This window comes from Rhodoferax sp. TS-BS-61-7 (assembly GCF_002943465.1).
Taxonomy (GTDB): domain Bacteria; phylum Pseudomonadota; class Gammaproteobacteria; order Burkholderiales; family Burkholderiaceae_C; genus Allorhodoferax.
Window position 1 is genome coordinate 111,336 of the sequence record NZ_PTQY01000001.1, and the last position, 23,428, is coordinate 134,763.

At 60.8% G+C, this 23,428-nt stretch carries 16 protein-coding genes and 1 pseudogene; 9 read left to right on the forward strand and 8 right to left on the reverse strand.

The window, feature by feature from the left end; genetic code table 11:
* Window positions 1–4: 4 nt before the first annotated feature.
* From hprK to C5F53_RS00585, 4 genes are all read right to left on the reverse strand, one after another.
* Window positions 5–952 carry an HPr(Ser) kinase/phosphatase gene (gene hprK, locus C5F53_RS00570; protein ID WP_105259402.1) on the reverse strand — a complete coding sequence of 316 codons (948 nt, stop codon included), beginning with the start codon at window positions 950–952 and terminating at the stop codon, window positions 5–7.
* 22 nt (window positions 953–974) lie between these two features.
* A complete protein-coding gene (locus C5F53_RS00575) occupies window positions 975–1,442 on the reverse strand; it encodes a PTS sugar transporter subunit IIA (RefSeq protein ID WP_105259403.1) in 468 nt (155 codons plus the stop codon).
* Between the two features lie 91 nt (window positions 1,443–1,533).
* Entirely contained in the window at window positions 1,534–1,863 is a 330-nt protein-coding gene (gene hpf / locus C5F53_RS00580; protein ID WP_105260336.1) for a ribosome hibernation-promoting factor, HPF/YfiA family, read from the reverse strand.
* A 177-nt stretch (window positions 1,864–2,040) separates the two neighbouring features.
* A complete protein-coding gene (locus tag C5F53_RS00585) occupies window positions 2,041–3,264 on the reverse strand; it encodes an MFS transporter (protein ID WP_105259404.1) in 1,224 nt (407 codons plus the stop codon).
* Between the two features lie 204 nt (window positions 3,265–3,468).
* Here C5F53_RS00585 and corA point away from each other — a divergent pair, with 204 nt between their 5' ends.
* Entirely contained in the window at window positions 3,469–4,455 is a 987-nt protein-coding gene (gene corA / locus C5F53_RS00590) for a magnesium/cobalt transporter CorA (protein WP_105259405.1), read from the forward strand.
* 49 nt (window positions 4,456–4,504) lie between these two features.
* Here the strand turns inward: corA and C5F53_RS00595 are convergent, their stop codons facing one another.
* The 4 genes from C5F53_RS00595 to C5F53_RS00610 all read right to left on the reverse strand — a co-directional run bounded on the left by C5F53_RS00595 (window position 4,505) and on the right by C5F53_RS00610 (window position 10,169).
* Complete coding sequence (locus tag C5F53_RS00595; protein ID WP_105259406.1) at window positions 4,505–5,257, reverse strand: 5'-methylthioadenosine/adenosylhomocysteine nucleosidase; 753 nt, start codon at window positions 5,255–5,257, stop codon at window positions 4,505–4,507.
* A 103-nt stretch (window positions 5,258–5,360) separates the two neighbouring features.
* Window positions 5,361–7,034 (reverse strand): long-chain-fatty-acid--CoA ligase, encoded by a 1,674-nt coding sequence (locus tag C5F53_RS00600; protein WP_105259407.1) that lies wholly within the window; start codon window positions 7,032–7,034, stop codon window positions 5,361–5,363.
* A gap of 99 nt (window positions 7,035–7,133) precedes the next feature.
* Window positions 7,134–8,546: a Re/Si-specific NAD(P)(+) transhydrogenase subunit beta gene (gene pntB, locus C5F53_RS00605; protein WP_105259408.1), complete on the reverse strand. Its 1,413-nt coding sequence runs from the start codon at window positions 8,544–8,546 to the stop codon at window positions 7,134–7,136.
* 12 nt (window positions 8,547–8,558) lie between these two features.
* Window positions 8,559–10,169 (reverse strand): Re/Si-specific NAD(P)(+) transhydrogenase subunit alpha, encoded by a 1,611-nt coding sequence (locus C5F53_RS00610; protein ID WP_105259409.1) that lies wholly within the window; start codon window positions 10,167–10,169, stop codon window positions 8,559–8,561.
* Between the two features lie 179 nt (window positions 10,170–10,348).
* Here C5F53_RS00610 and C5F53_RS00615 point away from each other — a divergent pair, with 179 nt between their 5' ends.
* The 8 genes and pseudogenes from C5F53_RS00615 (at window position 10,349) to C5F53_RS00645 (ending at window position 23,413) form a co-directional block, all read left to right on the forward strand.
* Window positions 10,349–10,846 (forward strand): NUDIX hydrolase, encoded by a 498-nt coding sequence (locus tag C5F53_RS00615; protein WP_105259410.1) that lies wholly within the window; start codon window positions 10,349–10,351, stop codon window positions 10,844–10,846.
* A 90-nt stretch (window positions 10,847–10,936) separates the two neighbouring features.
* On the forward strand, window positions 10,937–12,055 hold the full coding sequence (gene mnmA / locus C5F53_RS00620) for a tRNA 2-thiouridine(34) synthase MnmA (protein WP_105259411.1): 1,119 nt from the start codon (window positions 10,937–10,939) through the stop codon (window positions 12,053–12,055).
* Window positions 12,056–12,197: 142 nt separating this feature from the next.
* Entirely contained in the window at window positions 12,198–12,521 is a 324-nt protein-coding gene (locus tag C5F53_RS00625; RefSeq protein WP_105259412.1) for a hypothetical protein, read from the forward strand.
* Window positions 12,522–12,525: 4 nt separating this feature from the next.
* Complete coding sequence (locus C5F53_RS00630; RefSeq protein WP_105259413.1) at window positions 12,526–14,709, forward strand: type I secretion system permease/ATPase; 2,184 nt, start codon at window positions 12,526–12,528, stop codon at window positions 14,707–14,709.
* Window positions 14,709–16,127: an HlyD family type I secretion periplasmic adaptor subunit gene (locus tag C5F53_RS00635; RefSeq protein ID WP_105259414.1), complete on the forward strand. Its 1,419-nt coding sequence runs from the start codon at window positions 14,709–14,711 to the stop codon at window positions 16,125–16,127. The genes C5F53_RS00630 and C5F53_RS00635 overlap by 1 nt, the downstream gene beginning before the upstream one ends.
* On the forward strand, window positions 16,124–16,759 hold the full coding sequence (locus C5F53_RS00640) for a response regulator transcription factor (protein ID WP_105259415.1): 636 nt from the start codon (window positions 16,124–16,126) through the stop codon (window positions 16,757–16,759). Before C5F53_RS00635 ends, C5F53_RS00640 begins: the two co-directional genes overlap by 4 nt.
* A 93-nt stretch (window positions 16,760–16,852) precedes the next feature.
* Window positions 16,853–17,275, forward strand: a pseudogene (locus C5F53_RS20735) (retention module-containing protein); the annotation flags it as partial.
* Window positions 17,276–17,473: 198 nt separating this feature from the next.
* On the forward strand, window positions 17,474–23,413 hold the full coding sequence (locus C5F53_RS00645; RefSeq protein WP_236635157.1) for a Calx-beta domain-containing protein: 5,940 nt from the start codon (window positions 17,474–17,476) through the stop codon (window positions 23,411–23,413).
* Window positions 23,414–23,428 lie beyond the last annotated feature (15 nt).

Here is a 23,428-nt window from a genome sequence, read left to right on the forward strand (position 1 = left end):
CCCGTCAGCCTTGCGACATCGCCTTGCGATGGCGCTCGACGAACTCCTGGTAGGTGTCGATACCGCGCAGCTGCAGGATGGTGTTGCGTACGGCGGCCTCGACCAGCACCGCAATGTTGCGGCCGGCCACCACCTGGATCACCACCTTGCGCACCGGAATGCCCAACACATCCTGGGTGAGCGGCTCGTAGGGGATACGCTCGTATTCACGCTCCAGGGTCTCGCGCCGCACAAGGTGCACGATGAGTTTCAGGCGCATACGGCGGCGCACCGCGGTCTCGCCAAAAATGCCGCGGATGTCGAGCAGGCCAATACCGCGCACTTCGAGCAGGTTTTGCAGCAACTCCGGGCAACGGCCCTCGATCGTGGTCTGGTTGATGCGGTACAAATCCACAGCGTCGTCGGCCACCAAGCCGTTACCACGCGAAATCAGCTCCAGACCCAGCTCGCTCTTGCCCAGGCCGGATTCGCCGGTGATGAGCACTCCCAAACCAAGAATGTCCATGAACACGCCGTGCATGGACATGCGTTCAGCAAAGTGTTTGGACAAGTAGGCCCGCAACACGTCAATGACAAAGGCCGATGATTCCTTGGTGGCAAACATCGGAATTTGCGCCCGCTCACACATGGACAGCAGGGCCTGCGGCGCCGCCTGGCCATCGGCCAAGACCAACACCGGGGGCTCCAGTGTCACGATGCGGGAAATGCGGCGCGCACAGTCCTCGGGCGTGGCATTGGTGATGTAGGTGATTTCGCGCTCACCCAGAATCTGGACGCGGTAGGGATGGATGTAGTTGAGGTAACCCACCAAATCGGCCCCGGATCGGGCGGCGCTGATGGCAACTTCGTCAAAACGGCGCTCCGAGGCGCCCAGTCCGGCCACCCACTCCCAGCGCAGGTAGGCCCGGAACTCTTCAAACAGGGCGTCTGCGCTGACCGCGGTGGGTTTCACGACACGCCTCGACTACAGAAATTCAGGCAGCACGTGCCGACTGCCAACCGGTGATCAGGCCGTGCAGTTGGCCGGCATCGTCACAGGCGGTGAGTTGCTCGCGCAGGCTCGCATCGCTGAGCAATTCGGCAATTTCGGAGAGGATTTCGAGGTGTTTCTGCGTGGCCGCCTCGGGCACCAGCAGAAAAATCAGCAAACTGACCGGCACATCGTCCGGGGCATCAAACCCAATCGGTTTGGCCAACTGAAACACCGCCGCCATGGGGGCCTTGAGGCCCTTGATACGGCCATGGGGAATCGCCACGCCATGCCCCAGGCCCGTCGAGCCCAGGCGTTCCCGGGAAAACAGGCTGTCGGTGACCAGCGCACGGCTGAGGCCATGCAGGTTCTCGAACAGCAGGCCCGCTTCTTCAAAAGCGCGCTTTTTGCTGGTGACATCGACTTGCGCAAGAACTTGCGAAGCGGAGAGGATGGACGCGAGTCGGTTCATGGTGTGAGGCGGATTATGCACACAAAAAAACCGCCCGTGAAAGGGCGGTTTTTGGGTGGCAGTCCCTAGGGCTTTGGGACTACAGCGGGCCTTACATCAAACGCTTGGGGGCCTCATGGTGGTGGTTTTGGAGCCGGTCCTTGTGGCGAACCACCTGGCGGTCCAGCTTGTCGACCAAGTCATCCACGGCAGCGTACAGGTCCTCGTGGGCGCTTTCGGCAAACATGTCGCTGCCCTTGACGTGGATGTTGCACTCGGCGCGTTGCCGTCGCTCCTTCTCCTTTTGCTTCTCAACGGTAAGTAGTACCTTGACATCGACCACTTGGTCGAAATGCCGCATGATGCGATCGAGCTTGGTCGTGACATAACTGCGCAGGGCGGGGGTAACTTCAAGGTGATGACCGCTGATCGTCAAATTCATAAATAGCCTCCAGTTGCTCTCAGGGTTGACAAAGCCTTCCATTTGCGGTGGTCGGCGCTCACACTAAAAATCCGAAATTTCTGAACCCTATTTGCGGTCGTCTTGAGAATGACTATGCGCCCGTTTGGTGGCGATTGCAATCGGTTTTTGTAATGCAATGCAACATGCAGGGGCTCTTTACTTGGGTGCTGGCGCAGCCATTTGGTGCAGCCGCAAACGCGCACCCACCACAATGGTGAGCAGGCTGGCGACACCCCCCACCACGGCGGCAACCCCATAGTTTTGCACCATACCCGCCGCATCCCGGCTGATGATGTAACCACCCACTAAGGCGGCCAGACCCATGGCACCGGACTGGACGGCGGAATTGAGGGTCATGAACGTCCCGCGCAACGCGGGGTTGGCAGCCGAGGTGAGCATGGCCATGCCGGGGATCATGCGCCCGCTCATACACACAAAAAACAAGGTGGAGACCAGCAGTACCCAACCCATGGCCACCTGCCCCAGCTGCGTGATGGCCAGCATGGGCACCAGGACGACGGCAGCCATTACCCGAAAGGCTTTGAATTTGCCCCAGCCATCGGCCAGGCGCCCCACCACACGCGCGGTAAGCAAGGTGGCCACTCCGCCGCACAGGTAGATGTACGGAATCTGGTCTGCGCGCATGCCCACATTGGCCTGCATGTAGATGGTGATGTAGGGGATGACAGTAAATCCCGCAAACATCAGCAGGGCCGAAAACACAAATGCGCGCTGGTGGTTGCGGTCCACCACCACATCGCGGATACGGCTCCAGGATGAGGTATGCACCTGGGCGGCCACATGGTCTTTCAAAGAAGGCATGGTCACTTGGGCAAACACCATGAACAACACACTGAGTACGGCAATCAGAATAAAAGGCAGGTGCCAGCCAAAGTGAGCCGCCAGAAACAAGCCCAGGGGCACACCTGCCACGGTAGACACGGAAAACGAGGTCATGACCACCCCCATGGCGCGGCCACGGCGCTCGTAGGGGATCACGTCGCCCACAATGGTCTGACTCAAGGCCGAAAGCACGCCACCAAAAATGCCGGCCGCGATGCGGGCCACCATCAGGCTGCCATAGGTCGGCGCCAGGCCACAGGCCAGTGTGGACAGGGCAAACAAGCCGTACAACACCATGAGCAGGCGCTTGCGGTCAAACCGGTCGATGTAGGTGGAAGCAACCAAGCCCGAAGCGCCCGCCGCCAGGGTGTAGGCCGACACCAGCAGGCCGAACTGGGCGTCACTGATCTGGAACAGCGCGGTCAGCGCAGGCCCCAGGGGCATCATGATCATGAAGTCCAGGATGTTGGTGAACTGGATACCTGCAAGGGTGATCAAGAGCCAAAGTTCGCGGCGCGGCGAGAGTGCAGTGGACATGGAAAAAGACAAAAAAGAAGTGCGGCGGAATGGCCAGCGGGACACTCTACCACCCCGTTCTCGGTGCGATAATTTGTGCAACGTCACTATCGGAGAACGCTCCTTGGAAACCTACCCTAGTCGGTAGCTTTCAACTCCCAGCACTGCATCGGGGTTGAAAGCACCCAGCCCGCAATGCAGACAACACCACATCGGGAGTGAGCCATGCTCAATATCTTTACGCTCGCCAACGGTCGACTCTTTCAGGAAGAAATCGAGTCGCTGGAAGAGCTTTCCAAATTCCAGCCCATCTGGGTGGACCTCGAATCCCCCACGCTCGAAGAAAAGCGCTGGGTCAAACAGTACTACGGCCTGTCCATCCCGGAAGACGCGATGGACGAGGACATTGAAGAATCCGCCCGCTTTTACGCCGAAGACAATGGCGATGTCCATATCCGCAGCGACTTCTTGGTGGCCGACGACAACGAGCCCCGCACGGTACGCGTGGCCTTTATCCTGAACCTGGTCAACGCCAACCTCAAAAGCAAGGGTGTGCTGTTCTCCATCCACGACGAAGACGTGCCAGTGTTCCGCCTGCTGCGCATGCGCGCGCGCCGCGCGCCAGGCCTGATTGAAGATGCCAAAGAAGTGCTGCTCAAGCTGTTTGACGCCGACGCCGAGTACTCGGCCGACACGCTGGAAGGCATTTACGATGAGCTGGAGAAGGTCAGCAATAAGGTGTTGTCGGGCGACGTGACCGATGCCATGGCCGGCGAAGTGCTGGGCGCGATTGCCCGCCACGAGGACATGAATGGCCGCATCCGCCGCAACGTGATGGACACGCGCCGCGCCGTGAGTTTCATGATGCGCAGCAAGATGCTCAATGCCGAGCAGTTTGAAGAGGCGCGGCAGATTCTGCGCGACATCGACTCGCTAGACTCCCACACGGCCTTCCTGTTCGACAAGATCAACTTCTTGATGGATGCCACCGTCGGTTTCATCAACATCAACCAGAACAAGATCATCAAGATCTTCTCGGTGGCCAGCGTCGCCCTGCTGCCCCCCACACTGATTGCCAGCCTGTATGGCATGAACTTCCAGTACATGCCCGAGTTGAGTGCCAAGTGGGGCTACCCGTATGCACTGGCCTTGATGGTGGCCAGCGCGCTGGTGCCCATGTGGTACTTCCGCAAACGCGGTTGGCTCAAATAATTCAAGCCAAATCGGGCCTCCGCCCTTATGGAATATGCGCAAGCAGCTATTATTTCGATAGCGTTTTGAGCAGATTTTCAACAATGCCCAGGGCGTACACACTCGCGACTTCCTGCACAAACGTGCGGAAGTCCCCATGGGCGGTGTCGTCCGCCCGGTCGGAGATGGTGCGCACCGCGGCAAACGGCACGTCGTAGTCGGCGCACACCTGGGCCACGGCGGCGCCTTCCATCTCCACCGCCAACGGCACATGGCCCGCCGCGCGGAGCTGCCCCACCAGCGCCGCCACTTCGGCAGCACTATTCACAAAACGGTCCCCACTGGCGATCAGGCCGCGATGGACCACGGGAGCACGTCCCTGGTGGCGGATGCCGGCCAATGCGGCGTCGCTGGCCATCTGCAAGGCACCACACAGATCCACATCCCCCGCAAACACGGCTTGGCCATACAGCGGAATCTCGTAACGCGGGAACAGCGGCGAGGCGTCCATGTCGTGCTGCAGATAAGACGTGCCCACCACCACATCCCCCACCTGCACACCGTCCCCCACACCCCCGGCCACACCGGTGAATACCACCCGATCCACGCCCAGATGGGCAATCAGCGCGGTGGCGGTGGTGGCGGCCGCCACCTTGCCAATACGCGACAGGGCCAGCACCACCGGTTGGCCCCACAAGTTGCCGCACCAGACCGTGCGCCCGGCCAGCACCACGTCGCGCGCCCCCTGCATGTGCTGCAACAAACCGGCCTGCTCTTCGGCCAGGGCACTCAGGATGGCAATGGGGGCGGCAGTGACGGGCATAGGTGCAACGTTCAAAAGACGTTAGCGTAGCAGGCACAAAAAAGCGGCCCGCAGGCCGCTTTTTCACACCAACCGCTTTGTAGCGGCCGGTGGCAACACCGTATCACTTGTCGCGCAACTCGCGCCGCAGGATCTTGCCCACCGGGGTTTTGGGCAAGTCGGCGCGGAATTCGATCACCTTGGGCTGTTTGTAGCCGGTGAGGTTTTCCTTGCAGAAATGGCGCACCGCCTCTTCGCTGAGGTTGGGGTCTTTCTTGACGATGACCAGCTTCACGGCCTCGCCCGTTTTGGCATCGGCCACACCCACACACGCACATTCCATGACGCCAGGCATCTGGGCTACCACGTCTTCCAGCTCGGTGGGGAACACATTGAAGCCGCTGACCAGGATCATGTCCTTCTTGCGGTCCACGATCTTGAAGAAGCCCTTCTCGTCCACCACCCCGATGTCGCCAGACTTGAAGAAACCGTCCGAGGTCATGACCTTGGCAGTTTCGTCGGGACGCTGCCAATACCCCGCCATCACCTGCGGGCCCTTGATGGCGATCTCGCCACTCTGGCCGGCGGGCACTTCGTTGCCATCGTCGTCCAGGAGTTTCATGTAGGTGCTGGAAACAGGCACGCCAATGGTGCCGGTGTACTCGTTGGAGGTGATGGGGTTGCAACTCGCGATGGGCGATGTCTCGCTCAAGCCATACCCCTCGCAAATCGGACAGCCGGTTTTTTCAAACCACAGTTTTGCCACCGCGCTCTGCACGGCAGTGCCGCCGCCGACCGAAACCTTCAAATGGCTCCAGTCCACGGTGTTGAAGTCGGGGTGGTTGGCCAGACCGTTAAACAGGGTGTTGACCGCAGGGAAGCTGTGGATGGTGTGCTTGGAAAGCTCCTTGAGCACGCCCGGAATGTCCCGTGGGTTGGGGATCAGGATAAGCTTGCCGCCGGTGCGCATGGACAACATCATGCCCACGGTAAAAGCGAAGATGTGATACAGCGGCAAAGCACACACCGATGTGGGCTGCACCCCGGAGGGGACCTTGGCCATGGCGGGGCCATACCAGGCCTCGGCCTGCAGCGCGTTGGCGATCACGTTGCGGTGCAAGAGCACGGCGCCCTTGGACACGCCGGTAGTGCCGCCCGTGTACTGCAACACGGCCACATCGTCCGCCTTGATGTCAGGCTTCTTGAACGGAGCCTTGGTGCCGCGGGCGATAGCTTCATTAAAACGCACCGCACCGATCAGGCTAAACGCGGGCACCATCTTCTTGACGTTGCGCACGACATAGTTCACCAGCGCGCCCTTGAGCAGGCCCAACTGGTCACCCATGGCACACAGCACCACATGTTTGACCGGCGTGGCGGCGATGCATTTTTCCAGCGTAGTGGCAAAGTTCTCAATGATGACGATGGCTTTGGCGCCCGAGTCCTTGAGCTGGTGTTCCAGTTCGCGCGGGGTGTAGAGCGGGTTCACGTTCACGACCACAAAACCGGCGCGCAAGATGCCGGCTACGGCCACCGGGTACTGGGGCACGTTGGGCATCATGATGGCCACGCGGTCCCCCTTGACCAGGCCCAGACCCTGCAGGTAGGCGGCAAAGGCCTGGCTCAGGCTGTCGGTCTGGGCGTAGGTCACGTCCTTGCCCATGAAGTTGTAGGCCACGCTGCCGGCGTGTTTCTGGAAGCTCTCTTCCATCAACCCCACCAGCGAGGGGTACATCGCGGTATTGATGTCTGCCGGAACTCCCTTGGGGTAGCTGCCCAGCCAAATGCGATCTGTCATGTCCTTGTCTCCATCCTCTTTTTTTAAACCCAACCCAGTATTTTCACGGTCCCGGGGGCGGCACATGTGTGTGCTTTCCCTAGGTTTTGTCGGCAGCACTCAGGCTTTTAACGCCCCCAGCACCTCGTCCAACATCTTCTTCGCGTCGCCAAACAACATGCGGTTGTTGTCTTTGTAGAACAGGGGGTTGTCCACACCCGCGTAACCCGAGGCCATGCTGCGCTTCATCACGATGGAGGTCTTGGCCTTCCAGACTTCGAGCACCGGCATGCCGGCGATCGGGCTGGTGGGGTCGTCCTGCGCCGACGGATTTACGATGTCATTGGCGCCAATCACCATCACCACATCGGTCTCGGGGAAATCGTCGTTGATCTCTTCCATCTCGAACACGATGTCGTACGGCACTTTGGCCTCGGCCAGCAGCACGTTCATGTGGCCCGGCATGCGCCCTGCCACGGGGTGGATGCCAAAACGCACATTGACACCTTTTTCGCGCAGCGTGCGCGTAATCTCGAATACCGTGTGCTGGGCCTGCGCCACCGCCATGCCGTAACCGGGAACAATGATCACACCCTTGGCTTCACGCAGCAGCTCGGCAGTTTCACTCGCGTTCACGGCAATCACTTCACCGGCTGGTTGGGCAGCGCCTGCGGCGGGTTTGGCTGCGGCAGGGGCAGTACCAAAGCCGCCCGCAATCACGCTGATGAAACTGCGGTTCATGGCATTACACATGATGTAAGACAGGATGGCACCGCTGGAGCCGACCAGCGCACCGGTCACGATCAGCAAGTCGTTGGACAACATAAAACCGGTAGCCGCGGCGGCCCAGCCGGAGTAGCTGTTGAGCATGGACACCACCACGGGCATGTCGGCGCCGCCAATGGCCATCACCATGTGTACACCAAACAGCAGGGCCACCACGGTCATCACGATCAGCGGGGTCATGCCATCGGCCACCGATGTTGCGTGGATGAACTCGCGCCCAAACCAGACCACCACCAGCAGACCGGCCAGGTTCAACAAATGGCGACCCGGCAGCAGCAGCGGCTTGCCGCCAATCTTGCCGTTGAGCTTGCCAAACGCGATCAGCGAACCGGAGAAGGTGACCGCACCGATCAGGATGCCGATGTAGATCTCCACTTCGTGAATCACCTTTTCAGCACCGGTGTGCTGGATGGAGGTATCGACATAACTGGCAAACCCGACCAAACAGGCAGCCAGACCCACCATGCTGTGCATCAGCGCCACCAGCTCGGGCATCTGGGTCATTTGCACCGTGCGGGCCGCGTACAGGCCTACCCCACCGCCCAGCACCATGGCGCCGGCGATCCAGGGAAGGCCGGCGGCAGTGACGGTCGGGCCAAACACCGTGGCCAGCACGGCCAGCGCCATGCCCACCATGCCGTACAGGTTGCCGCGTAATGCGGTGGACTGGTTGGACAGGCCGCCCAGGCTCAGGATAAACAGAATGGTCGCGCCAATGTAGGAGACCGTAGCCAAACTTGCAGACATCTTCAGGTCTCCTTACTTGCGGAACATGGCCAGCATGCGCTGGGTGACGGCAAAGCCGCCAAACATATTGATGGCGGTCAGCACAATGGCCGCCGCTGCCAGCCAGGTGATCAGGCTGTCCGGGCGCCCCACGGCACCGGCAATCGGCGAAATCTGCACCAGCGCACCGATGGCGATGATGCTGCTGATGGCATTGGTCACGCTCATCAACGGTGTGTGCAGCGCGGGCTTGACGTTCCACACCACCATGTAGCCCACAAAACAGGCCAACACAAACACCGTGAAGTGGCCCAGGAAGGCGGCAGGTGCGTAGCTGCCGATGAGCCAGAACAGCACGGCCGCCACGGCCATCAGGATGGCCAGGCTCTTGGCCGACATGGGCTCGCTCGCACCGCCGTGGCCGTGCGCAGGCTTCTTCACCGCCACGGGCGCTGCCTTAGCCGCAGCGGCAGGGGCCGCTGGCAGCTTGGGCGGGGGGGCCGGCCAGGTCACGCTGCCTTCCTTGATGACGGTCAGGCCGCGGATGGCGTCATCTTCCATATTGATGTTGGCCACACCGTCCTTGGCCTTGCACAGTTCCTCGCTGAGGCGGAACAGGTTGTTGGCATACAGGGTGGACGACTGCTTGGACAGGCGGGAAGCCAGGTCGGTGTAGCCCACGATGGTGACACCGTGCTTCACCACGGCCTGGCCGGGCTCGGTCAGCTCGCAGTTGCCGCCCTGCTCGGCCGCCATGTCCACGATCACGCTGCCGGGCTTCATGGAACGCACCATCTCGGCGGTGATGAGCTTGGGTGCGGGTTTGCCGGGGATCAGCGCGGTGGTGATGATGATGTCGACCTCGCGGGCCTGCTTGGCGTACATGGCGCGTTGCGCTTGCTGGAAGCCCTCGCTCATGACCTTGGCGTAACCGCCGCCGCCGCCGCCTTCTTCCTCATAGTCCACCTTGACGAACTCGCCGCCCAGGGAAGTAACTTGGTCGGCCACTTCGGCGCGGGTGTCATTGGCGCGCACGATGGCACCCAGGCTGGCCGCGGTGCCGATGGCTGCCAAACCGGCCACGCCGGCGCCGGCGATGAACACCTTGGCCGGAGGCACTTTGCCCGCGGCCGTGATCTGGCCGTTGAAGAAACGGCCAAACGCGTTTGCGGCTTCGATGACCGCGCGGTAACCGCTGACGCCGGCCATGGACGTGAGCGCATCCATCTTCTGGGCACGGCTCAGGGTACGCGGTAGCGCGTCAATGGCCAGCACGGTGGCCTTGCGGGCCGCCAGCTGTTGCAGCAGATCGGGGTTTTGCGCGGGCCAGATAAAGCTGATGAGGGTGCCGCCTTCACGCAGCAGGCCCACTTCGTCGCTGGAGGGGCCACGCACCTTGAAGACGATGTCGGACTGGGCCCAGAGCTCGACAGCCGTGGCCACCACCTCCGCGCCGGCAGCGCGGTAGCTGTCGTCGTCACAGTTGGCTAACGCCCCTGCGCCCGACTCCACACTGACCCGGAAGCCCAGCTTGATCAGCTTCTCCACAACTTCCGGAACCGTGGCAACGCGTTTCTCCCCAGGGAATATCTCCTTGGGAACACCAATACGCTGTCCTGTTTCAGTGGGAACACTGGTCTGCATCAAGCAACTCCTCAACGTGGATGGGGCCTAGCCCTGGGGCGTGTTTCGCGGCGGTAAGGTTCGCGAAAGGTATCTGGGCGGCAACTTTAACTGAATTTCCCTGCGCAACTGCCCGTCTGGCGCGGCGTGCGCAACGGCCCCGCGCAAAACAGCCCAACCTTGCATGCCCATAATCCCGCATGACCCAACGATGGAAACCCAGTGTGACGGTAGCCGCCGTCATTGAGCAGCAGGGCCGCTTCCTGCTGGTGGAAGAACACACGCCCGAAGGCCTGCGCCTGAACAACCCGGCCGGCCACCTGGACCCGGCGGAGTCGCCCGCTCAGGGTTGTTCCCGAGAGGTATTAGAGGAAACGGCCTATGCCTTCACGCCCACCTACCTGGTGGGCCTGTACCTGTCGCGCTTTCAGCGCCAGCGCGCCGATGTGCTGGAGGATGTGACCTACCTGCGCTTTGCCTACGCGGGCTCCCTGGGTGCCTTTGACGCGGCGCGCACGCTGGACACCGGCATTGAGCGCACCGTGTGGCTAACCGCCGACGAACTGCGTGCCAGCCAGGACCGCCACCGCAGCCCGCTGGTGCTGCAGTGTATGGAGGACTACCTGCGTGGCCAGCGCTACCCGCTGGAGCTGGTGTATGCCGATGCCAGCATTTGGACCCCGGCCACATCGCTATAAAAACAGGAGCTGCTCGCGCAATACCAACGGGCTTCAAGGGCATTTTTGATACATAAATCACACCCTCTCCTGCCTAGCTAAAATTAAGGGATGAGCAAGCAACGCATCGTGGTCGGGTTGAGCGGAGGGGTGGATTCCGCCGTCACCGCCCACCTACTAAAACAACAAGGCCACGAGGTGGTCAGCATCTTCATGAAAAACTGGGAAGATGACGACGACAGCGAGTACTGCTCCTCCAACATCGACTTTGTGGACGCTGCGGCCGTGGCCGATGTGTTGGGCATCGAGATCGAACACGTCAACTTTGCGGCCGACTACCGCGACCGCGTGTTTGCCGAATTCCTGCGCGAATACCAGGCCGGGCGCACGCCCAACCCCGACATCCTGTGCAACGCCGAGATCAAGTTCAAGGCTTTTCTGGACCACGCCATGCGCCTGGGTGCGGAGAAGATCGCGACCGGCCACTACGCCCGCGTGCGCCTGAACGATGCCACCGGCACGCACGAACTGCTCAAGGGCCTGGACCCCGCCAAAGACCAAAGCTACTTTCTGCACCGGCTGAACCAGGCGCAGCTGTCCAAGACGCTATTCCCCGTCGGCGAGCTGCACAAGACCGAGGTGCGCCGCATTGCCGACGAGATTGGCCTGCCCAACGCCAAGAAGAAGGACTCCACGGGCATTTGTTTCATTGGCGAACGCCCGTTCCGCGAGTTTCTGAACCGCTATATCTCCAAGGAACCCGGTCCCATCAAAAATGCCAAGGGCCACACCATTGGTGAACATGTGGGCCTGTCCTTCTACACCCTGGGTCAGCGCCAAGGCTTGGGCATTGGCGGGCTCAAGGCCAAAGGCGCACAACGCGGTGGCGGGGACCACGCCCCCTGGTTTGTGGCGCGCAAGGACATGGAGGCCAATACCCTGTGGGTGGTGCAGGGGCACGACCACCCCTGGCTGCAGTCCGCCGCCCTGGATGCCCAAGATGCGAGCTGGGTGGCCGGACACCCGCCCACTGACGGCCCGCTGGCTTCCAAAACCCGCTACCGGCAGACCGATGCACCCTGCACATTAAGCGCTGCGCCAGATGCACGCTTTCACCTCGACTTTCCCGACGCCCAGTGGGCCGTGACCCCGGGTCAATCGGCCGTGCTCTACGACGGCGAGGTCTGCTTGGGCGGCGGGGTGATCGCCGCGGCCACACCGAGGCCCTGAGCCTCACCACACGCGGAACCATGCCAAGAAAATGCGCTGTTTCATGACATTTTTGGCATATCGCCCACCGAAGCCGGTGCTAACATCGTTTGTGATGCGAATTGCATACAGTTCGCCAGGGACCACTTGAAAGCCCATCGCCATGTTCCACGTATTACGCAACAGCGACGGATCGATCGCCTCACTGGCCCGGAACGAACGGCCGGGCGGCGAGATGCTGGCAGATGAGCACCCCGATATTCAGCGCTTCCTGGACAGCAAGGGCGGCGCCTCCGGCTTCAACGCAGCAGATGCGGAATTTGTGCGAGTGCTGGAAGACCTGATTGATACGCTCATCATGAAAAACGTCATTCGCCACACGGACCTGCCCGATGCGGCCCAGCGCAAGCTGATGCTGCGCAAGGGGCTGCGCAACCGCATGCAAGGCGCGCTGAACCTGCTGGGTGGTGACGAGCGAATTCTCTAAACCCATGGTGACCCAGCCTAGCCCGACACCACCGCCTGCCAAACCCGCCGCCTGGCGGTTGGGTGAACACGGCATCCACTTTGACCCGCTGCTGGACAGTGTGGTGGCGATTGCCCGACTCTTTGGCATTGCGACCACCCAAGAGGCCTTGTCGGCAGGCCTGCCCCTAGAGGGCAATCTGGTCACCCCCGCACTGCTGCCACGTGCGGCAGCGCGTGCCGGCCTGACCGCACGCCTGGCGCGCCGCGAACTCTCCGACCTGCGCCCCGGTTTGCTGCCGGCCATCTTGTTACTCAAGGACAAGCAAGCCTGCTTGCTGCTGGAGTGGACAGAGGACGGCCAGGCACGCGTGCGTTTTCCGGAAAGCGGCGAGTCCAGTGACGTGCTGCCCAAGGCGGAGCTGGAAGCTTTGTTTGGCGGCGTGGTTTTTTTTGTGCGTCCGGTGTTCAAGTTCGACCCCCGCAGCCCACAAACCGGCGAGGTCAAATCGGGGCATTGGTTTTGGGGTGTGGTGTTCCAAAACTGGCGCCTGTACCGCGACAGCCTGCTGGCGGCTTTGCTGATCAATGTCTTCGCGCTGGCCATGCCCATGTTCTCCATGACGGTGTACGACCGCGTGGTGCCCAACCGGGCCGAGGAGACCTTGTGGGTTCTTTCCACCGGCGTCTTGTTGATGATGGGTTTTGACATGGCCTTGCGCATCCTGCGCGCCCATATTCTGGACACCGCGGGCAAACGCATCGACGTCACACTGTCATCGCGCATCATGGAGCGGGTCCTAGGCTTGCGCATGGCGGACCGCCCTGCATCGGTGGGGTCGTTTGCCGCCAACCTTCGGGCCTTTGAGGCCGTGCGAGATTTTGTGGCCTCCGCCTCCATCACCACCCTGGTGGACCTCCCCTTTGTGCTGGTCTTCCTTGTGGTGATTGCCTGGATCTCGCCCTGGCTGCTGATCCCACCGCTGGTCTGCATCGCGCTGCTGTTGCTGGCCTCCCTGGTGGTGCAGCAAAAAATGCAGGAACTGGTGGAAGTGACGCAAAGAGCGTCTGCCCAGCGCAATGCGTCACTGGTGGAAAGCCTGGTGGGCATCGAAACCATCAAATTCATGGTGGCGGAGAGCGCTTTTCAACGCAAATGGGAGCAGTCCACCGTGTTCCTGGCGCAGCACGGCGCGAAACTCAAACTGCTCTCCAGCGGTACGCTCAATTTTGCGCAAATGTTGCAGCAGCTGGTGTCGGTCACCACCGTCATTGTGGGCGTGTACCTGCTGATGTCCAACCAGATCAGCATGGGCGCCATCATCGCCGCCTCCATGTTGGCCGGGCGGGCCATGGCACCGTTTGGCCAGGTGGCAGGGCTGCTTATGCAGTACCACAGCGCCAAGAGTGGCTTGGCCTCGGTAGATGCGCATATGCAGACCCAGCCGGAACGGGCCGACGATGCTGCCTTTTTGCACCGCAGCGGCTTCCAGGGCACCATCGAATTCAAGAACGTCAGCTTCACCTACCCAGGCCAGCAACAGGCGGTACTGAGCCGCGTGTCGTTCAAGATCCATGCGGGCGAAAAGGTCGCGTTCATCGGGCGCGTGGGCTCGGGCAAATCCACCATCCAACGCCTCATTCTGGGCCTGCACCAGCCAACCGAAGGTGCCATCCTGATTGACGGTATCGATTCGCGCCAGATTGACCCGGCCGAGCTGCGCCGGGCCGCAGGGTTTGTGTCGCAAGACGTGAGCCTGTTCTATGGCACGCTGAAAGAGAACATTGCACTGGGTGCTCCATTTGCCGACGACCAGGACGTGATCGCAGCGGCAGAGATTGCAGGCGTGACCGAATTTGCCAATCGCCACCCCCGCGGCTTTGACATGCCGATTGGCGAGCGTGGCGAATCGCTCTCTGGCGGACAACGCCAGGCCGTGGGCATTGCCCGCGCGGTGCTCAATGACTCCCCCATTTTGTTGCTGGACGAACCGAGCAGCGCCATGGACCACCAGAGCGAAGACCAACTCAAGGCGCGCTTGCGCCGCTTCAGCATAGGCAAGACCGTGGTGCTGGTCACCCACCGCACCTCGTTGCTGGAGTTGATCGATCGGTTGATCGTGATCGACAACGGCCAGATCATGGCCGATGGCCCCAAGGCACAAGTGGTCGAGGCCTTGCAAAGCGGCCGCATCGGGAGGGCCACCTGATGACGGAGGCGACCCCTACTACCCCGCCACGCTGGAAACGCCTGTGGGAGCGCTTCTACACCTGGAGTTCTGCCTGGATAGACCGGGGCCTGCTGGCCATCGTGGGCAAACACAGCGAACAGGATGGGGATTTCGATGCCAATGCCGACTGGGCCATTGCAGAACAAACGCCCAAAGGGGCGCGCATCGTGATCTGGCTGAGCGTAGCCTCCATGACCGTGCTGTTGTTGTGGTCTGCCTTCGCCGTACTGGATGAAGTCACCCGGGGCGAAGGCAAGGTTATCCCCTCACGCCAGATTCAGATTTTGCAAAGCATGGATGGCGGCATCGTGTCCGAAATTCTGGCGCGCGAGGGACAGACTGTGAAGGCAGGCGATTTGTTGCTGAAAGTGGACCCTACGCGCATGGTGTCGTCCTTGCGCGAAAACCAGTCGCAGTACCTCGCCTTGCTGGCCAAGGGGGCGCGTTTGCGGGCCTTGGCAGAAGGTTCACGTTTTATACCCCCAGAGGAAGTTACACAACAAGCACCAGAGATTGTGGAGGCAGAACGTGCGCTGTACGAATCGCGCCGTGCCGAGTTGGACGCCACCATTGGTGTGGCGCGCCAGCAATCCACCCAGCGCTCCCAAGAGTTGATTTCGGTACGCGCCCGCCGTGAGCAAGCTGCACAGAGCTACACACTGACCGCCCGGGAACTGGAAATGACCCGGCCATTGGTCCGTACCGGCGCAGTCTCGGATGTGGAGCTGCTGCGCCTGGAGCGCGATGTGGCCCGCTACCGCGGAGAACGGGATAGCGCGAGCTCAGACATCCCACGCCTGGAGTCTGCCGTGGCCGAGGCTAACCGCAAGATCCAGGAAGTGGAGCTAACCTTCCGCAATGTGGCGCGCTCTGAATTGAGTGAGGTCAATGCCAAGCTCAGTACGCTGTCCGAGGGCAGCACCGCCTTGGAAGACCGGGTCAAACAAACCGAGATCCGCTCCCCCGTGAACGGCACAGTCAAACAACTCAAGGTCAATACGGTGGGCGGCGTGGTGCAACCAGGCAAGGATGTGATTGAATTGGTGCCATCGGACGATGCCTTGCTGCTGGAAGCCAAGGTTTTGCCACGCGACATCGCATTCCTTCGTCCCGGACAGAAAGCCCTGGTGAAGTTCACTGCCTACGACTTTGCGGTGTACGGAGGCTTGGAGGCCACACTGGAACAAATCGGGGCCGACAGTGTCGTGGATGAAAAAGGCAATGCCTACTTTGTGGTGCGTGTTCGCACGCTGTCCAATACCATTGGCCAGCAAAAGCTGCCCATCATCCCCGGCATGGTGGCCGAGGTGGACATTTTGACTGGCAAGAAGACCGTGCTGTCTTACTTGCTAAAACCCATTTTGCGAGCCAAGGCGAAGGCATTGACCGAAAGATGAGCGGAGCTACCAAAGGGCTGTACCTCAGCCGGGATACAGGGCTGTTGTCGCACTGGAAAAAAGCGCTGAAAGATAACAAGGGCACGGCGTATGAAACACTGGGGGCGATTGCGCCTGGAGCCATCAGTGTCCCCAGTCTATTGTGGGTCGATCTGGCGATACCAGCATTGCCAGCGTGGAGTGAGCCGGACTGGGTACCTCTGCTGCGACATCCCTCCCTACGGGTGATAGCGACCAGCTCCAACCCCAAAGATGCGGAAGCCGTAGCCGCGCTGGACGCAGGCTGCGCAGGTTATTGCCATGCCTACGCGGAAGCAAACACCCTTCGCCAAGTGGAGCAAGTGGTACGGGCTGGCCATGTCTGGATTGGTGCAACCCTGATGCAAAAGCTGATTCAAACAGCCAATCGTGCAGCAACACCGACGCCCGCCGCAGAAACCTGGAGCTTGCATTTGACATCACGGGAAAAACAAGTGGCCCTGCTGGCAGCGAAAGGCGCGTCCAACCAGGACATCGCTACCCATTGCGAGATCTCGGAAAGAACCGTCAAAGCCCACTTGAGCGCAGTTTTCGACAAATTGGACATCGCAGACCGCTTGCAATTGGCACTCAAAGTGCACGGAATCCAGTAAAAGTTCACACAACCTGTACTTGAGGACAATAGGCAGCCACCCAACAGTACCCTAGAGTTAGCTGATCTCAATTAGCTGAATTCTGGAGTTCGTATGGCTGCCAACCAAGTTACCGCCCAAGCACGTGGCGTTGTCGTGATCCTGCAAGGCAAGGCTTGGATCGTCAATGCAGATGGCAGTCGACGAACCTTGAAGCTTGGAGATGAAGTTCAGGAAGGCCAAGTCGTTGCCACCGAAGACGGCACACGCCTCGAATTGGCAATGCCCCATGGGCAGCCACTGAGCATTGCATCCGGACGCGAGCTCTTGCTGGATGCAAACTTGCTGGGCACAGCCCCCACAGACCCCACAGAAGCGGCGCTCAAAGATCTGAATAGCGGCGCACAAGCGGTGGCACGCGCACTGGCAAGCGGCAGCGGAGATCTGTCAGCAGAACTGGAAGCCACCGCCGCAGGACTTGGCGGAGGAGAAGGCGGCGACTCACATAGTTTTGTGCGCTTGGTGCGGGTTAGCGAAGGACTCAATCCGCTGGACATCCAAAGGGCAGTTCAAGGATCGACAGAAGAGTTGATCTTCCCGACAGGGGCGGGCAACAACAATACCAGCATACCAACCACTTCAGACCCCACCGTCGTCGCTGTATCCAGTCCACGGGAGACGGAGGGCACCTCACTGTCCTACTCCGTCAGCTTGACGGGAACAACAACGCAAGCTGTGACATACAGTTTTTCTCTTTCTGGTGGCAGCGCCCCCCAGCAAGCCGCGACGGCAAGCGACTACGGAACGCCGACCTTCAGCAATGGTGTTACCTTCAATGCGGTAGCTGGTACGGTCACCGTTCCCGCCGGGGTCAATGGTTTCTCCATCACCATGCCGACCGTCAACGATACGACCTACGAAAAGGAAGAGTACCTTCTTGTTAACGTCGGTGGTGCTGTCGGCACAGGTACTATCGTAGATAACGACACGGCCCCGGTCTTCAACATGGGTTCGGACTTCGTGGTCGATGAGGCCGCTGGCACCATCACTTTCACGGTCACCAAGACCGGCTCCACCGCCCTTTCTTCCACCGTCTCTTTCTCCACCGTGGATGGCACTGCCACCGCAGGCTCGGACTACACCTCCACCGCAGGCTCCCTCACTTTTGCCGCCGGTGAGACCACCAAGACCATCACGGTTCCCATCACCAACGATTCCGTCTTCGAAGGCTCTGAAGCCTTCAGCGTGCAGATCAGTGCGCCCACCAACGCCACCATCGGCGATAACGCACAGGTCGCCACCATCGTCGACGATGGCCGCACCCTGCCTGGCGGGCCCGCCAACGATGACCGACCATCCCTGTCCATCGGCTCCGATGTGGTCATCGATGAGGCCGCCGGCACTGTGACCTTTACCGTCACCAAGACCGGTTCCACCTCCCTGCCCGTCACGGTCGATTTCGCCACCGCCAATGGCTCCGCCACCGCAGGCTCGGACTACACCGCCGCCGCAGGCTCTCTGTCCTTTGCCGCCGGTGAGACCACCAAGACGATCACGGTCTCCATCACCAACGACACCGCCTACGAGATCAGCGAGAACTTCTCCGTCTCCATCTCCAACCCCACCAACGCAACCCTGGGTACCTCCACGGCCACCGGCACCATCGTCGATGATGGCCGCACGCTGCCCGGTGGCGGCACCGCCAACGATGACCGTCCAGGCTTCTCCATCAACGATGTCACCATCGATGAGGCCGCCGGTACCGTGACCTTCACTGTCACCCGCGCAGGCGACCTCTCCCAGGCCGCTTCCGTCAACTACGCCGGCGCCGATGGCTCCGCCTCCAGCGCCGACTACGCCGTCGCCCCTGGTTCCCTGAACTTCTCCGCAGGCGTGGCCACACAGACCATCACCGTCAACATCACCAACGATGCAGTCTTTGAAGGTCCAGAGACTTTCAACATCAATCTCTCCAACCCCTCTGGCGCTGTCATCGTCGACGGCATCGGCCTGGGCACCATCGTCGATGATGGCCGCACCTTGCCCGGCGGCGGAACCTCCAACGATGACCGCCCGGTCTTCAACATGGGTTCGGACTTCGTGGTCGATGAGGCCGCTGGCACCATCACTTTCACGGTCACCAAGACCGGCTCCACCGCCCTTTCTTCCACCGTCTCTTTCTCCACCGTGGATGGCACTGCCACCGCAGGCTCGGACTACACCTCCACCGCAGGCTCCCTCACTTTTGCCGCCGGTGAGACCACCAAGACCATCACGGTTCCCATCACCAACGATTCCGTCTTCGAAGGCTCTGAAGCCTTCAGCGTGCAGATCAGTGCGCCCACCAACGCCACCATCGGCGATAACGCACAGGTCGCCACCATCGTCGACGATGGCCGCACCCTGCCTGGCGGGCCCGCCAACGATGACCGACCATCCCTGTCCATCGGCTCCGATGTGGTCATCGATGAGGCCGCCGGCACTGTGACCTTTACCGTCACCAAGACCGGTTCCACCTCCCTGCCCGTCACGGTCGATTTCGCCACCGCCAATGGCTCCGCCACCGCAGGCTCGGACTACACCGCCGCCGCAGGCTCTCTGTCCTTTGCCGCCGGTGAGACCACCAAGACGATCACGGTCTCCATCACCAACGACACCGCCTACGAGATCAGCGAGAACTTCTCCGTCTCCATCTCCAACCCCACCAACGCAACCCTGGGTACCTCCACGGCCACCGGCACCATCGTCGATGATGGCCGCACGCTGCCCGGTGGCGGCACCGCCAACGATGACCGTCCAGGCTTCTCCATCAACGATGTCACCATCGATGAGGCCGCCGGTACCGTGACCTTCACTGTCACCCGCGCAGGCGACCTCTCCCAGGCCGCTTCCGTCAACTACGCCGGCGCCGATGGCTCCGCCTCCAGCGCCGACTACGCCGTCGCCCCTGGTTCCCTGAACTTCTCCGCAGGCGTGGCCACACAGACCATCACCGTCAACATCACCAACGATGCAGTCTTTGAAGGTCCAGAGACTTTCAACATCAATCTCTCCAACCCCTCTGGCGCTGTCATCGTCGACGGCATCGGCCTGGGCACCATCGTGGACAACGACACGCCTCCCGTCAACACGACTCCAGGTGCGCAGTCCACCACTGAAGACGCAGCACGCGTCTTCAGCACCGCCAACGGCAACGCCCTCTCGGTCTCCGATGTCGATGGCGGCACCCTGACCACCACCGTGGCCGTGACCAATGGCACTTTGACCGCCCTGGCATTCGCCGGCGCAACCATCACCAACAACGGTACGGGGTCGGTCACCATCTCCGGCACCGCCGCCGCCATCACTGGCGCATTGAACGGCCTGAGCTTTGCACCCACCGCCGACTACAACGGCTCCGCAACACTCACGCTGACCACCAGCGATGGCACCGCCAGCGATGTCGATACCGTGGCCATTACCGTCACTCCCGTGGCCGATATCGCCGACAACACCGCCACCACCTCCGAGGACAACGCCGTCACTATCAATGTGCTGGGCAATGACTCCTTCGAGAACGCCGGACGAGCCATCACCGCCGTCAACGGCTCCGCCATCACCGATGGCGGCGCAGCCGTGGCTGTGACCAACGGCTCTGTGGCATTGGTCGGCGGCCAGCTGGTCTTCACCCCAGCCGCCAACTTCAACGGCACGGTGCCTACTTTCACCTACACCGTCACCTCCGGCGGCGTCACCGAAACCGCCAACGTCAATGTCTCCGTCACCGCCGTGAACGACCCTCCCGTCAACACGACTCCAGGTGCGCAGTCCACCACTGAAGACGCAGCACGCGTCTTCAGCACCGCCAACGGCAACGCCCTCTCGGTCTCCGATGTCGATGGCGGCACCCTGACCACCACCGTGGCCGTGACCAATGGCACTTTGACCGCCCTGGCATTCGCCGGCGCAACCATCACCAACAACGGTACGGGGTCGGTCACCATCTCCGGCACCGCCGCCGCCATCACTGGCGCATTGAACGGCCTGAGCTTTGCACCCACCGCCGACTACAACGGCTCCGCAACACTCACGCTGACCACCAGCGATGGCACCGCCAGCGATGTCGATACCGTGGCCATTACCGTCACTCCCGTGGCCGATATCGCCGACAACACCGCCACCACCTCCGAGGACAACGCCGTCACTATCAATGTGCTGGGCAATGACTCCTTCGAGAACGCCGGACGAGCCATCACCGCCGTCAACGGCTCCGCCATCACCGATGGCGGCGCAGCCGTGGCTGTGACCAACGGCTCTGTGGCATTGGTCGGCGGCCAGCTGGTCTTCACCCCAGCCGCCAACTTCAACGGCACGGTGCCTACTTTCACCTACACCGTCACCTCCGGCGGCGTCACCGAAACCGCCAACGTCAATGTCTCCGTCACCGCCGTGAACGACCCTCCCGTTGCGCGTGACGATACAAATGCCGCGAGCGAGGATGGCACAACAACATTGACCGTATCTGCAGCCAACGGTGTGATTCTCAGTGGCGGCAACGCGACAACACGTGATACCGATACAGAAGGAAATACCCTGAATGTGACAGCTGTTCGCACGGGGACAGAAGCGGGCACAGGATCATCGGGTTCTGTGGGAACAGGCTTGATTGGCACCTACGGGACACTGACTCTGAATGCCAATGGCGGTTACATCTACGTACTGAATAACTCCAGCCCCATCGTTCAAAACTTGACCGCAGGTCAAGTGGTTCAAGACGTTTTCACCTACACCATTAGCGATGGCAATGGGGGCACCGACCAAGCAGCCTTGACTATCAATGTCACAGGTGCCCAAGATTTGACAGCACCTGGCCCCACCATTACGCCACTCACAGGTGCAGCAACAGGCTTGAACGGCGAATACTACGGCTACAACGGCACAGCGGGGGCGGCCACTCGCCAGCATAGCGACGATGGCACCGCAACTTTTGGGGTACACAGTGAGGCGGGCAACCTGAACTCCGTAGAGGATTTGTACCAAATCATCAATGGACGAAATATTGCCGGGGGAGGCGCCAGCATTGTGGGAACTGCTACGACTGCTGCCAGCAACGTGGCAGACGTCTCCTTCAAAGCTCGCAGCATTGACTATGGGTTCAATCCCACCGTCAACTCATCGCTGGGATCGAACCAGACAGTCGTGGCGGGCAGTGCTCTGCTGGCAAAAGACAACAATGCTGACTCCACGACACGTGCGCTCAGCAACTTCCTGGACCAAGACTTGGGAACCGGCGTTGTACAAACCGGGACGTCCAACTCAAACGGCACCTCGGGCCTGGGGCAAACAACCGATGCAGCAGTTCGTCTTTCCGGGAAAATTTATACCCAGCCAGGCTCCTATGACTTCCGCGTCACAGCAGACGACGGATTCCGCTTCCGAGTTGCCGGACAGACTCTGTTGGAGTACGACGGCAACCAAGGCCCGACCACCCGCATCTTCAACAATGTGCAGCTGGGTGACCTGCAAGGTGGATTGCAAGACATTGAGCTGCTGTACTGGGAACAAGGTGGGAACGCACGTCTACGCATTGAGTACAAATCCAGCAGCTCTGGCACCTGGCAAGTCATGAGCCTGTCCAACACAGCCATGTTCACCAATGAAAATGCGCCCACTATTGCCAATGCTGAAATTCAAGATTTGGTCTACGATGGCGGCACGGGACAATGGCAATTGCGAACAGGCTCACGCCTGGATGGGGACGCTGGCAACAACACCATTACTGGGGGCACAGGACGTGACTACCTAACCGGCGGAAACGGAAGCGACACCCTCAATGGAGGCGCAGCAGCCGACACACTGGACGGCGGCGCCGGAAACGACACCCTCAATGGAGGTGATGGCAATGACCTACTGATTGGTGGCTCGGGCTCAGACACCTTAGCGGGAGGAGTCGGTGACGACTTCTATCGCCTATCCGACACACTGGACACCATCACAGAAGCCGCTGGCGCAGGTTTTGACACCGTTCAACTCGATGCAACCTACGTGACGGGAAACACGGGAAGCACCTACACCTTGGGTACCAACCTGGAGAATCTGACGGCTTTCGACGGAGCCGCGATCAACCTCACCGGGAACAGCGCGGCCAACCGCCTTGAAGGCAATAGCTCTGCCAACACCATTTCCGGCGGTGGTGGCAACGACTACATCTTGGGTGCCGGTGGCAGCGATACGCTGACCGGCGGCGCTGGATCTGACACCTTTGCTTGGCGGCTTGCAGACAGCGGAACTGCAGGCAGTCCCGCGATCGACCGGATCACCGACTTCAATTATGGTGGTGGCTATAGCAACGTGGACAACGGATCTGGTGCCCCAACCGGAGGTGGAGATGTTCTGGATCTCCGGGATCTCTTGCAAGGGGAACGCACCACGTCCAGCAACACAGGCAGTGGCGTAGCGGACGTAGTGATTGACAACCTGCTGAACTTCATCGACATCAATGTCTCTGGTGGAAACACTACCTTGCGCATCAGCAAGGATGGCGGATTCACAGGTGGCACCTATGCATCGGGGGCAGAGGACCAGCGCATCATCATCGAAGGCGTCAACCTTTACACCGCGACAGGCGTTGCGGCAGGAAGCGAGGCCCTATTGCTTCAGACTCTGATCAAGAATGGAACACTGGTCATCGACTGATGCCACGGCAGGCGA

Coding starts and splice junctions, on each gene's coding strand:
- C5F53_RS00630 (WP_105259413.1), top strand. CDS start 12,526: ATGGTGACCCAGCCTAGCCCGACACCACCGCCTGCCAAACCCGCCGCC.
- C5F53_RS00575 (WP_105259403.1), bottom strand. CDS start 1,442: ATGAACCGACTCGCGTCCATCCTCTCCGCTTCGCAAGTTCTTGCGCAA.
- C5F53_RS00595 (WP_105259406.1), bottom strand. CDS start 5,257: ATGCCCGTCACTGCCGCCCCCATTGCCATCCTGAGTGCCCTGGCCGAA.
- C5F53_RS00625 (WP_105259412.1), top strand. CDS start 12,198: ATGTTCCACGTATTACGCAACAGCGACGGATCGATCGCCTCACTGGCC.
- C5F53_RS00610 (WP_105259409.1), bottom strand. CDS start 10,169: ATGCAGACCAGTGTTCCCACTGAAACAGGACAGCGTATTGGTGTTCCC.
- mnmA (WP_105259411.1), top strand. CDS start 10,937: ATGAGCAAGCAACGCATCGTGGTCGGGTTGAGCGGAGGGGTGGATTCC.
- hpf (WP_105260336.1), bottom strand. CDS start 1,863: ATGAATTTGACGATCAGCGGTCATCACCTTGAAGTTACCCCCGCCCTG.
- C5F53_RS00615 (WP_105259410.1), top strand. CDS start 10,349: ATGACCCAACGATGGAAACCCAGTGTGACGGTAGCCGCCGTCATTGAG.
- C5F53_RS00635 (WP_105259414.1), top strand. CDS start 14,709: ATGACGGAGGCGACCCCTACTACCCCGCCACGCTGGAAACGCCTGTGG.
- corA (WP_105259405.1), top strand. CDS start 3,469: ATGCTCAATATCTTTACGCTCGCCAACGGTCGACTCTTTCAGGAAGAA.
- C5F53_RS00585 (WP_105259404.1), bottom strand. CDS start 3,264: ATGTCCACTGCACTCTCGCCGCGCCGCGAACTTTGGCTCTTGATCACC.
- C5F53_RS00640 (WP_105259415.1), top strand. CDS start 16,124: ATGAGCGGAGCTACCAAAGGGCTGTACCTCAGCCGGGATACAGGGCTG.
- pntB (WP_105259408.1), bottom strand. CDS start 8,546: ATGTCTGCAAGTTTGGCTACGGTCTCCTACATTGGCGCGACCATTCTG.
- C5F53_RS00600 (WP_105259407.1), bottom strand. CDS start 7,034: ATGACAGATCGCATTTGGCTGGGCAGCTACCCCAAGGGAGTTCCGGCA.